10 protein-coding genes and 1 tRNA gene are annotated in these 11,792 nt (G+C 41.2%); 7 read left to right on the top strand and 4 right to left on the bottom strand.

The features are described 5' to 3' along the window. Window positions 1-13: 13 nt before the first annotated feature. The 3 genes from BACFIN_RS01180 to BACFIN_RS01190 all read right to left on the bottom strand — a co-directional run bounded on the left by BACFIN_RS01180 (window position 14) and on the right by BACFIN_RS01190 (window position 1,935). Window positions 14-86 (bottom strand) — tRNA-Lys (locus tag BACFIN_RS01180). A 93-nt stretch (window positions 87-179) separates the two neighbouring features. After that, the gene (locus BACFIN_RS01185) at window positions 180-1,313 is read right to left on the bottom strand and encodes an AI-2E family transporter (RefSeq protein WP_007757920.1); all 1,134 of its coding nucleotides are present in this window, start codon (window positions 1,311-1,313) and stop codon (window positions 180-182) included. 22 nt (window positions 1,314-1,335) lie between these two features. After that, the gene (locus tag BACFIN_RS01190) at window positions 1,336-1,935 is read right to left on the bottom strand and encodes a thymidine kinase (protein WP_007757918.1); all 600 of its coding nucleotides are present in this window, start codon (window positions 1,933-1,935) and stop codon (window positions 1,336-1,338) included. A 139-nt stretch (window positions 1,936-2,074) separates the two neighbouring features. Here BACFIN_RS01190 and BACFIN_RS01195 point away from each other — a divergent pair, with 139 nt between their 5' ends. The 4 genes from BACFIN_RS01195 (at window position 2,075) to BACFIN_RS01210 (ending at window position 4,979) form a co-directional block, all read left to right on the top strand. After that, window positions 2,075-2,611 carry a hypothetical protein gene (locus BACFIN_RS01195; RefSeq protein WP_007757916.1) on the top strand — a complete coding sequence of 179 codons (537 nt, stop codon included), beginning with the start codon at window positions 2,075-2,077 and terminating at the stop codon, window positions 2,609-2,611. 7 nt (window positions 2,612-2,618) lie between these two features. Continuing rightward, window positions 2,619-3,293 carry a 16S rRNA (cytidine(1402)-2'-O)-methyltransferase gene (rsmI, locus tag BACFIN_RS01200; protein ID WP_007757915.1) on the top strand — a complete coding sequence of 225 codons (675 nt, stop codon included), beginning with the start codon at window positions 2,619-2,621 and terminating at the stop codon, window positions 3,291-3,293. 36 nt (window positions 3,294-3,329) lie between these two features. Continuing rightward, entirely contained in the window at window positions 3,330-4,187 is an 858-nt protein-coding gene (locus BACFIN_RS01205; RefSeq protein ID WP_007757913.1) for a Cbp1 family collagen-binding glycoprotein adhesin, read from the top strand. A gap of 99 nt (window positions 4,188-4,286) precedes the next feature. Then, window positions 4,287-4,979, top strand: coding sequence for a YjjG family noncanonical pyrimidine nucleotidase (locus tag BACFIN_RS01210; protein WP_007757911.1), 693 nt, complete (start codon window positions 4,287-4,289; stop codon window positions 4,977-4,979). A gap of 176 nt (window positions 4,980-5,155) precedes the next feature. Here BACFIN_RS01210 and BACFIN_RS01215 read toward each other — a convergent pair whose 3' ends face one another. Beyond that, a complete protein-coding gene (locus BACFIN_RS01215) occupies window positions 5,156-6,331 on the bottom strand; it encodes a site-specific integrase (RefSeq protein WP_007757910.1) in 1,176 nt (391 codons plus the stop codon). A gap of 136 nt (window positions 6,332-6,467) precedes the next feature. Between BACFIN_RS01215 and hflX the strand changes: the two genes are divergently transcribed. The 3 genes from hflX to BACFIN_RS01230 all read left to right on the top strand — a co-directional run bounded on the left by hflX (window position 6,468) and on the right by BACFIN_RS01230 (window position 11,484). Continuing rightward, a complete protein-coding gene (hflX, locus tag BACFIN_RS01220) occupies window positions 6,468-7,724 on the top strand; it encodes a GTPase HflX (RefSeq protein ID WP_007757909.1) in 1,257 nt (418 codons plus the stop codon). A gap of 16 nt (window positions 7,725-7,740) precedes the next feature. Beyond that, window positions 7,741-9,732, top strand: coding sequence for a DUF4954 family protein (locus tag BACFIN_RS01225; RefSeq protein ID WP_007757907.1), 1,992 nt, complete (start codon window positions 7,741-7,743; stop codon window positions 9,730-9,732). Between the two features lie 114 nt (window positions 9,733-9,846). After that, window positions 9,847-11,484, top strand: a complete 1,638-nt coding sequence (locus BACFIN_RS01230) for a fumarate hydratase (protein ID WP_007757898.1) — start codon at window positions 9,847-9,849, stop codon at window positions 11,482-11,484. The last annotated feature ends 308 nt before the right edge of the window (window positions 11,485-11,792 follow it).

The following is an 11,792-nucleotide window of genomic DNA, read 5'->3' as shown; positions in this document are numbered from 1 at the left end:
CTTTTTGTTTGAGTGATCCGCCTGGGGCTCGAACCCAGGACCCCAACATTAAAAGTGTTGTGCTCTACCTGCTGAGCTAGCGAATCAATCCTTATTGCAAATCACTTATTTCCTGATTGCGGGTGCAAAGGTAGCTACTTTTATTTAATTTGCAAGTATTCTGCAGAAAAAAGTTTTAATTATTTTATCTCTTTATGGTTTATTTCTTGATTATCAGTTATTTCTGCTTCTTCATATTTTATCTTTTCTTTATTGATAATAAAACGTTGGTAGTAGGAAAGCATTAAAGTCGTTAGCGGCAGAGCGATAATCATGCCGAGCATTCCCATCAATGAACCCCAGATAGAGAGAGACAAGAGAATGATGGCAGGGTTTAGGCCGGTGATCTTTCCCATGATTTTGGGGACGAGGAAAGTATCTTGTATGATTTGAACAACGGCGAAGACAGCCAATGCACATGCGATGATGATCCAGAAATTCTCTCCGGTATCCGCAGCTTTGAGAATAGCTAGTAGGACGGTAGGAAAGAAACCGATGATCTGCAAGTAGGGAACCATATTCAGAGCGCCGATGAAGAGTCCCAAAGCGATAGCCATCGGGAAGTCGATAATCAAGAAACCTATGCTAAAAAGAATACCTACGCAAAAAGCAACTAGTGCTTGACCACGGAAATACTTATTCATGCCATCCTGTACGTCACGTACCAGATTGGATGCAAATGTACGGTACTTATTCGGCAACAGATGCAACCATCCTTCGGCTATTGCTTCATAATCCAACAATATAAAGACTACATATAATAATATGATAAAGGAGGTAAAGATACTGAATAAGATATTGAGGGATTCTGCAAGCAATGTCCACAATCTGGGTACGGTATCCTTGATTGCCGCCAGGATATTCTCCTCACTTAATATACGGTTCAATGCTTGAAGATCAACATATTCGTGAATGAACTCGGAGAGATTCTTAGGTACATTGTTTCCGGCTCCATTGGTGAGATAAGTCACTAATAAATCGTTCATTCTGCTCATTTCGGAAATCATGGGCGGTACTAGCAAATAAAATACGGTGACTCCGATAGCGCTAATCAGAAACAAAGCACAGAAAATGGAAAGGATACGGCTTTTCAACCGTAGCTTATATTGGAAGAGTTTGACTAGCGGATAAATCATATAAGCAATCAACCAGGCAATGAAGAAAGGCAGTAACACTCCGCTGAGACGTTCTATAAGCATCAATATTCCTATTACTAATACACATCCGATAGAACCGCGTATGAAACTGTCGAATGTTATCTTCTTTCTTTCCATAATCTGTTTTTATTTATAGAGTTTATATTTGCTTTTCGTCTTCTTTGCGCGCACGGAGATAACATTCCCTACACAAAGGCTCGTATTCGGACGTTTCACCCAAAAGAACCTGTTTTTCATTTTTCACTGTACGATGAGAGAAAGAGGCCAACTGTCCGCATTTTACACAGATTGCATGAACTTTGGAAACTTCGTCGGCTATGGCGCATAATTGAGGCATTGGTCCGAATGGATTACCTTTGAAGTCCATATCCAGTCCGGCTACAATGACGCGTATACCGTTATTAGCAAGCTGATTGCATACATCGACCAGCCCACTGTCGAAAAATTGTGCTTCATCGATACCTACTACATCTATCTCGGAAGTAAACAGCAGGATACTGGCTGATGAATCAATAGGAGTGGAGGCGATGGAATGACTGTCGTGAGAGACTACGTCTTCTTCCGAGTAACGTGTATCGATAGCCGGTTTGAATATCTCTACACGTTGTTTGGCAAACTTTGCTCTTTTCATTCTACGGATTAACTCCTCTGTCTTTCCGGAGAACATGGAGCCGCAGATAACTTCGATTCTACCTCTTCTTCTCGTCTCCTGTATGTGGTCTTCTGAAAATAATACCATGTGATTTTGTGTTTTCTTGATTAAATAATATGCGGACAAAGGTAAGCAATTCAATGTGCAAGAACTGTTAAATTATCCATTATTTTAAGTTATTGCATAATTTATTCCTACATTCGCATCATATTAACAATAGACTAGCATGAAACAGAAGTTGTTAACGGATATTGAGTTGGATGTTCATGGGTTGAAGTATCTGATGGATTTATATTCTAAAGAACCGGCTAAGGCTGTGTTGGAACTGTTGAAACAGAACATTCTTCATATGCAGGGATGTTTGGATGAGGTATTGCAGGAATTGGAACCTGTTCGGGAAAATGCTTCTGTTCCTTGCGGGAATGCTTCTGAACCTGTGGTGGAAGAGGTGATAGTAGAGACAAAAGTGTCGGCCGATACTGAGACGGAGGAAGTTAAGCCTTCTTCTGTATTGGGCGAAAGTATAAAGACCTCTGTCGGCTTGCGTCATTCTATCAGTCTGAATGACTCTTTTCGTTTCTCACGTGAATTATTCGGAGGGGATGTTGAGTTGATGAATCGTGTTGTGGAGCAACTGTCAGCTATGAGCTCTTATAAAACAGCCGTTGCATTCCTTTCTTCAAAAGTTAATTTCAACGAGGAAAACGAAACATTAAGTGACTTCCTTGAGTTATTAAAGAAGTATTTTAACCAATCAGCATAAGAGAAGAATGGGAAAGCTATATGTAGTGCCGACGCCGGTAGGGAATCTGGAAGACATGACCTTTCGGGCTGTCAAAGTCTTGAAAGAGGTCGATCTGATTTTGGCGGAAGACACACGCACTTCCGGAATCTTGCTGAAACATTTTGAAATAAAGAACGCAATGCAATCCCACCATAAATTTAATGAACATAAAACGGTGGAAAGTGTTGTTAATAGAATAAAGGCAGGTGAAACGGTGGCATTAATTTCGGACGCCGGAACACCCGGAATCTCAGATCCCGGATTTTTGGTTGTTCGTGAATGCGTGCGCAACGGCATTGAAGTGCAGTGCCTGCCGGGAGCGACCGCTTTTGTTCCGGCGCTTGTTGCATCGGGATTGCCGAATGAGAAGTTCTGTTTTGAGGGATTCCTTCCTCAGAAGAAAGGACGACAGACACGATTGAAGGCATTGGCGGAAGAACGCCGTACTATGGTGTTTTATGAATCGCCCCACCGTCTGTTGAAGACGTTGACGCAGTTTGCCGAATATTTCGGTATGGAGCGTCAGGCAACCGTGTCGCGAGAAATATCCAAACTCCATGAAGAAACAGTTCGGGGTAGTTTGGCTGAATTGATAGAACACTTTACCGCTACCGAACCGCGTGGCGAGATTGTGATAGTATTAGCAGGAATAGACGATTAAAATAACTTCATTAAAAAAAACGTAAAACGTAGACGTATGAAAAAGTTAACAGTTTTATTTGTGTGCGCAGCCATGTTGGCTTCGTGTGATAGCTTTAAAGGTGGAAATAAAGACTTGAAGGCTGAAAATGATTCTCTTTTGATGGAACTTACCCAACGCAATGCTGAACTGGATGATATGATGGGGACTTTCAATGAAGTACAGGAAGGGTTCCGTAAGATCAACGCTGCCGAAAGCCGTGTGGATTTACAACGCGGAACGATCACTGAGAATTCAGCCAGTGCGAAACAGCAGATTGCTTCCGACATCGAGTTTATATCTAAACAGATGGAAGAGAACAAAGCACAGATTGCCAAGTTGCAGGCTCAACTGAAGAATAGTAAGTATAATTCTACTCAATTGAAGAAAGCGGTTGAGGCTTTGACAGCTGAGTTAAATGCAAAACAACAGCGTATTGAAGAACTCCAGACTGAATTGGCTTCTAAGAATATACGTATTCAGGAGTTGGATGCTGCCGTTAGCGATCTTTCTGCAGAAAAAGAAACATTGACTGCCGAAAACGAGGCAAAAGCTAAAACCGTTGCCGAACAGGAAAAGAGCCTGAACGCCGCATGGTTTGTATTCGGTACAAAATCAGAGTTGAAAGCTCAGAAGATTCTTCAAAGCGGAGATGTGCTGAAAAGTGCTGATTTCAACAAGGATTATTTCACTCAAATCGATATCCGTACAACTAAAGAAATTAAGTTGTACTCTAAGCGTGCCGAACTGTTGACTACTCATCCGGCAGGTTCATACGAATTGGTGAAAGACGATAAAGGTCAGTTGACATTGAAAATTACTAATCCTACTGAATTCTGGAGTGTATCCAAATACTTGGTCATCCAGGTAAAATAGAGTAGATATCACTTTTGAATGGCCGGTGTGCTGATTCCTGAATTTAAGAAATCGGCACATTGGCTTTTTTGTTTCTTATTATATACTCACTAACTACTGATGAAATATAAAAATCTTTTTTTTGATCTTGACGATACTATTTGGGCCTTTTCTCAAAATGCCCGTGACACTTTTGAAGAAGTGTACCAGAAATATTCATACGAACGCTATTTTGATTCGTTCGATCATTTTTATGCAATTTATCAAAAGAGAAATACTGAACTCTGGGTTGAATATGGTGAAGGAAAGATCACGAAAGATGAATTGAACCGCCAACGTTTTTTTTATCCTTTGATGTCGGTAGGGGTGGAGGATGAAGCATTGGCGGAACAATTTTCGAAAGATTTCTTTTCTATTATTCCTACTAAAAGAGGCTTAATGCCATACGCAAAAGAGGTGTTGGAATATCTTGCTCCGAAGTATAATCTTTATATACTTTCCAACGGTTTTCGTGAATTGCAATCACGCAAGATGCGTTCGGCAGGTGTGGATGGTTATTTTAAGAAGGTGATTCTTTCGGAAGATCTCGGGGTGTTGAAGCCTTACCCTGAAATATTTAATTTTGCTCTGTCGGCCACTCAGTCTGAGTTGCGGGAATCATTAATGATTGGTGACAGCTGGGAAGCTGATATTACCGGAGCTTATGGAGTTGGAATGCATCAGGTTTTCTACAATGTGACGGAGCGGACTACTTTCCCTTTTCTTCCTACTTACCACATCCACTCTTTGAAGGAATTAATGACTTTGCTATAGGCTTGTTAGTGTGAACTATACTTCATGATTTGTGCCAGAACTCGTTTTTCACCACAGATTATACGGATTAACACAGATTAAAATCCGTGCATTGATAATCTGCATTTATCATCTGTGTTAATCCGTGTAATCTGTGGTGATGTGGTGAATTATGCTATGTTTGTGTGTGGGTAGTGTCACTCATTCTTTTGTGAAGCAGCTTTTTCGAGGTCACGTACGATTGTGATGTCCATTATATTGGCATATACCTGAGTGGTTTTTACACTTTTGTGTCCCAACAATTTTTGTACGGTAGTTATATTTGCACCGTTATATATTAATAAGGTAGCATTCGTGTGGCGGGCTGTGTGGAAAGAAATGTGTTTGCTGATTCCTGCCAATTTGGCTAGTACATTCAGTTCCTTGTTAAGATTGGAATTATCTTTTAACTTGAAAAAACTATTGAGGTCATTCTTGTAGCGGTGGAGTATATGAATACCTTTGCCCTCGAATAACAGGTATAATGGAAGGCGTACCTCAGTGCCTGTTTTGACAGATTTATAGATAAGCCAAAATTCCTTATGAAACTCAATGATATTCTCGGAGGTCAGGTGAGTGAAATCAGAATATCGTAACCCTGCGTAACAACAAAATAAAAAGGCATCTTTGGGCTTTTGTAATTTTGCAAACTTCTCTGTGAGTTGAACTTCTTCCAGTTTATGCAATTCTTCGGGAGACAAATGGGTATGTCTGCCTTCTACACTTTTGATTCTATATTTTCTGAAGGCATATTTCTGTATATCCATATATTCTTTATTAATAGCAATATTGACATAACGTTTTAGATGTTTCATGTGCTTGGCAATTGTATTAAGATGATATCCACGAGATTGCAGGTAAGAATCGAATGAAGAAACAAATTCAAATGTGAGGTCTGTAAAGAAGATCTCTTTCTTGAACGCTTGAAGTAACTCGAGGGTGGAAAGATGATTGTGCTTGGTACTTTCTTTCAAAGAAGAGGTTGCTAGTTCTTCTTTATAGAAATCTAAAAAAGACTTTTCGTTGCTTACAGGTTTCTTAAGTAAGTTCTTTAATAAACTCAATGAAATCTCTTTTCCCTGTTGCCACAATCCGAGTTCTGTTTGCTCTATTGTAGATATATATTCGTATAACATACAGTTTAGGATGTCTGCATTAGGATGGTTCTTTACCATTTTCCGTTTGTCGTCCCATTGGTTTGGTTTAATATAGATTTTAGTGGAGAGATACATTTTTTTCTTATTAAGGTAAGCTTCCACTTGTATTAATGCCATTCCTCTCTTATTCAAATTCTTTTTTCTGTTAAACACAAGGTTGTAACTAATCTTTTCCATACTTCTGTTTTTTATTGATGTTAGAACAATTTAGATGTAGTTCTGTGCTACATCGGTGATGAATATGCATTAATATCTCTAAAAAGATTATCTTTTTTTGCTATATTTGCACCCATATTATTATTAAAAATAAAGAATGAAAGAATTTGTAATATCCGAAGCCAAAGTAGAGACAGCAATACTGGTCGGACTCATCACTCAGACGCAGGATGAGCGCAAAACGAACGAGTATCTGGATGAATTGGCATTCCTTGCCGAGACGGCTGGGGCGGAAGTAGTGAAACGATTTACACAAAAGTTACCGACGGCTAACTCGGTGACTTATGTAGGGAAAGGAAAACTGGAAGAGATAAGAACATATATCCGTAACGAAGAGGAGGAAGAACGTGAAGTGGGAATGGTTATCTTTGATGATGAGCTTTCCGCGAAACAAATCCGTAATATCGAAGCCGAATTAAAGGTGAAGATACTTGACCGTACTTCGCTGATTCTTGATATATTTGCCATGCGTGCCCAGACTGCCAATGCTAAAACACAGGTGGAATTGGCGCAATATAAATATATGCTGCCACGCTTGCAACGCCTTTGGACTCACTTGGAACGCCAGGGAGGTGGCTCCGGTGCAGGTGGCGGTAAGGGCTCAGTGGGACTTCGTGGTCCGGGTGAAACACAGCTTGAAATGGACCGTCGTATTATCCTGAACCGTATGTCGTTGCTGAAAGAACGTCTGGCAGACATTGATAAGCAGAAGGCTACCCAGCGTAAAAATCGCGGACGCATGATTCGTGTTGCTTTAGTAGGTTATACCAATGTTGGTAAATCGACCATTATGAACCTCCTGTCCAAGAGCGAGGTATTTGCGGAGAATAAGTTGTTTGCAACGCTGGATACCACTGTCCGTAAGGTAATTATCGAGAATCTACCGTTCCTTTTGTCAGATACGGTCGGATTTATCCGTAAGTTACCTACCGATTTGGTGGACTCTTTCAAATCAACATTGGATGAGGTGCGCGAAGCCGACCTGTTGGTGCATGTAGTGGATATTTCCCATCCCGGATTTGAAGAACAGATTGAAGTGGTAAATAAGACACTGGCCGAGATTGGCGGCGGTGGCAAACCCATGATACTTGTATTTAATAAAATAGATGCTTACACTTACATAGAGAAAGCATCGGACGACCTTACCCCCCGAACAAAAGAAAACTTGACACTCGAAGAGCTGATGAAGACGTGGATGGCAAAGATGGAGGATAATTGCCTCTTTATTTCCGCCCGCGAGCGAATCAATATGGACGAACTGAAAAATGTAGTTTATCAACGAGTGAAAGAATTGCACGTTCAGAAATACCCTTATAACGATTTTCTTTATCAGACCTACGAAGAGGAAGAATAAATAACACTTTATTTATATGAAAGACTATCGTAGATTGACTGAAGATGAGGTACTTCAGTTGAAGAGCCAATCGTGTTTGGCTGATGATTGGGGAAATGTTTTGGTTGCCGAAGGCTTTAATTGTGAGTTCGTTCACCATACCCGCTTTTCGGGAGAAGTGAAGTTGGGCGTATTCGAGTCTGAGTTTACATTGCCGGGAGGTATCAAAAAACATTCGGGATTGCGCCATGTGACACTGCACAATGTAACAGTGGGGGATAACTGCTGCATTGAAAATATCCAGAATTATATAGCTAATTACGAAATTGGCAGTGATACCTTCATCGAAAATGTAGATATTATTTTGGTGGACAAGTTGACGACTTTCGGCAACGGGGTAGAAGTAGCGGTTCTTAATGAAACAGGGGGACGTGAGGTGCTGATTAATGATAAATTGTCTGCGCATCAGGCTTATATACTGGCATTGTACCGCCATCGTCCTGAGTTGATAAACCGCATGAAGTCGATTGCGGATTATTATTCCAACAAGCATGCTTCCGCTACCGGGAGTATCGGAGAGCATGTTATGATTCTCAATACGGGGTCTATTAAGAATGTCCGGATTGGCGACTATTGTCATATTTGTGGAACGTGCCGTTTGTCTAATGGTAGTATAAACAGCAATGTGACAGCTCCCGTACATATCGGACACGGAGTGATTTGTGATGATTTCATCATCTCCTCCGGTTCTAAAGTGGATGACGGCACTATGTTGAGCCGTTGCTTTGTAGGGCAGTCCTGTAAATTGGGACATAACTATTCTGCTTCCGATTCTTTATTCTTTAGTAATTGCCAAGGAGAGAACGGTGAGGCCTGTGCCATCTTTGCAGGTCCTTTCACGGTGACACATCACAAATCTACCTTGCTGATTGCTGGAATGTTCTCATTTATGAATGCAGGATCGGGTTCCAATCAGAGCAATCATATGTATAAACTCGGTCCGATTCATCAAGGAACAATGGAGAGAGGAGCCAAAACGACTTCTGATTCCTATATCTTGTGGCCGGCTCGTGTCGGGGCTTTTTCTTTGGTGATGGGACGCCATGTCAATCATGCCGATACTTCCAATCTTCCCTTCTCTTATCTGATAGAGCAGAGAAATACGACCTATTTGGTTCCGGGTGTCAATTTGAGAAGTGTCGGTACTATCCGTGATGCGCAGAAATGGCCGAGACGTGATAAACGACAAGACCCGAATCGTCTGGATTATATCAATTATAACCTTTTGAGCCCTTATACCATCCAAAAGATGTTCAAGGGACGTTCCATTTTGAAAGAATTGCGACGGGTGTCCGGTGAAACTTCAGAGATTTACTCTTATCAGAGTGCCAAGATCAAAAACACTTCTTTAAATAACGGTATCCGTTTTTATGAGATAGCCATTCATAAGTTCTTGGGTAATTCGATTATTAAACGATTGGAGGGTATCAATTTCCAAAACAATGAGGAAATTCGTCAACGTTTGAAGCCCGATACGGAAATCGGAGTGGGAGAATGGGTGGACGTTTCCGGACTCATTGCTCCGAAGAGTGAGATAGACCGTCTGTTGGATGGAATTGAGAATGGTACTATCAACCGTTTGAAATCCATCAATGCCTGCTTTGCGGAGATGCACGAGAATTATTACACCTACGAATGGACATGGGCTTACAATAAGATTCAGGAATTTTATGGTATAAATCCGGAAATCATCACTGCTCAGGATGTGATTCGTATTGTAAAATCCTGGCAGGAATCCGTAGTGGGACTGGATAAAATGGTGTATGAAGATGCAAAGAAGGAATTCTCGCTCTCTTCTATGACCGGATTTGGTGCGGATGGCTCGCACGACGAGATGCGACAAGATTTCGAACAGGTGCGCGGGGATTTTGAAAGCAATACATTTGTGACGGCTGTGTTGAAACATATTGAGGAGAAGACAGCCTTGGGGAATGAGCTTATCAAGCGAATTGAGACTATCGTAGAATAATCGAAATATTCTCCGTTATTCATTCTTAATTCTTTATTCATCATTCGCCATTCTTCATTCTTAATTGCTACCTTTGCAACACTAACTAACATTACGTAATAAAATAAGAAACTTATGGCAACACCTCCGTTTAAGTATCAGCCCATGTTTGAAAAGGGAAAAGATACAACTGAGTATTATCTGCTTACCAAAGATTATGTGTCGGTAGGCGAGTTTGAAGGACATCCTATCCTGAAAATTGAGAAAGAAGGTTTGACTGCGATGGCTAATGCGGCTTTTCGTGATGTATCATTCATGCTTCGTCGTTCGCACAACGAACAAGTTGCTAAGATTCTGAGTGATCCGGAAGCAAGTGAGAATGATAAGTATGTGGCATTGACTTTCCTGCGCAATGCGGAAGTTGCTTCAAAGGGAGTTCTTCCATTCTGCCAGGATACCGGTACTGCCATCATTCATGGTGAAAAAGGACAACAGGTGTGGACGGGCTATTCTGACGAAGAAGCTCTGTCATTGGGAGTCTATAAAACATATACCGAAGAGAATCTGCGTTATTCTCAGAATGCGCCTCTGAATATGTATGATGAGGTGAATACGAAATGTAACCTGCCTGCACAGATTGATATCGAAGCTACCGAAGGTATGGAATATGAATTCCTTTGTGTGACCAAAGGTGGTGGCTCAGCCAATAAAACTTATCTCTATCAAGAGACTAAAGCTATCTTGAATCCCGGCACACTGGTTCCGTTCTTGGTTGAAAAGATGAAAACATTGGGGACAGCTGCTTGTCCTCCTTATCATATCGCTTTCGTAATTGGCGGTACTTCTGCAGAGAAGAATCTGCTGACTGTGAAATTGGCTTCTACTCATTTTTATGATAACTTGCCGACAACAGGAAACGAATATGGTCGTGCGTTCCGTGATATTGAACTGGAAAAAGAAGTATTGGCAGAAGCGCATAAGATTGGTCTGGGTGCGCAGTTTGGCGGTAAGTATTTGGCCCACGATGTGCGTATCATCCGTCTGCCCCGTCACGGTGCTTCTTGTCCGGTAGGTTTGGGCGTTTCTTGTTCAGCCGACCGTAATATCAAGTGTAAAATCAATAAAGATGGTATTTGGATTGAGAAACTGGATTCAAATCCGGGTGAACTGATTCCTGCAGAATTGCGTAAGGCAGGAGAAGGTGATGTGGTTAAAATCGACCTGAACCGTCCGATGCCTGAAATCTTGAAGGAACTGACTAAGTATCCGGTGGCTACCCGTCTGTCATTGAATGGGACTATTATTGTGGGCCGTGATATCGCTCACGCCAAACTGAAAGAGCGTTTGGATCGTGGAGAAGATTTGCCTCAGTATATCAAAGATCATCCTATTTACTATGCCGGTCCGGCAAAAACACCGGAAGGTATGGCATGTGGTTCTATGGGACCGACTACTGCCGGACGTATGGATTCTTATGTAGAACTGTTCCAAAGTCATGGCGGCAGCATGGTGATGTTGGCAAAAGGTAACCGTAGCCAGCAGGTGACAGATGCTTGTCAGAAATATGGTGGTTTTTATCTTGGTTCTATCGGAGGTCCGGCAGCTATCCTTGCACAGAACAACATCAAGAGCATCGAATGTGTGGAATATCCGGAATTGGGTATGGAAGCTATCTGGAAGATTGAAGTAGAAAACTTCCCTGCATTTATCTTGGTAGATGATAAGGGTAACGACTTCTTCAAACAGTTGAAACCGTGGAATTGCAAAAAATAACCGGTTGATACCTGTTGGGATAAAACTGTAAGAAGAGGCTGTAAATGCCTTGAATTAATAAAGGGGCTGTCTGACTATTTTATTGTTAGACAGCCCCTCTTCTTATTTTAAGGAGGGATATTCAGTAAATGTTCCTCTTTTTAAAAAATCAAGAGAAAAGCTTTGCTTTACGTGAGCTTTTCTCTTGATTTTTTCGTTCAACTCTCCCAGTCTTCTATCTTTTTTGTAGAATATTGTTTACATATTCTTGTTTTTTCCTTCCCACCCATGCATTATGTACATGTCTTTTTTAGGGGAAGTTAAAACCT

Source organism: Bacteroides finegoldii DSM 17565 (assembly GCF_000156195.1).
Classification (GTDB): Bacteria; Bacteroidota; Bacteroidia; order Bacteroidales; family Bacteroidaceae; genus Bacteroides; species Bacteroides finegoldii.
Note: the sequence above shows the minus strand (reverse complement) of the source record. Positions and strands in the feature narration are given on the sequence as shown.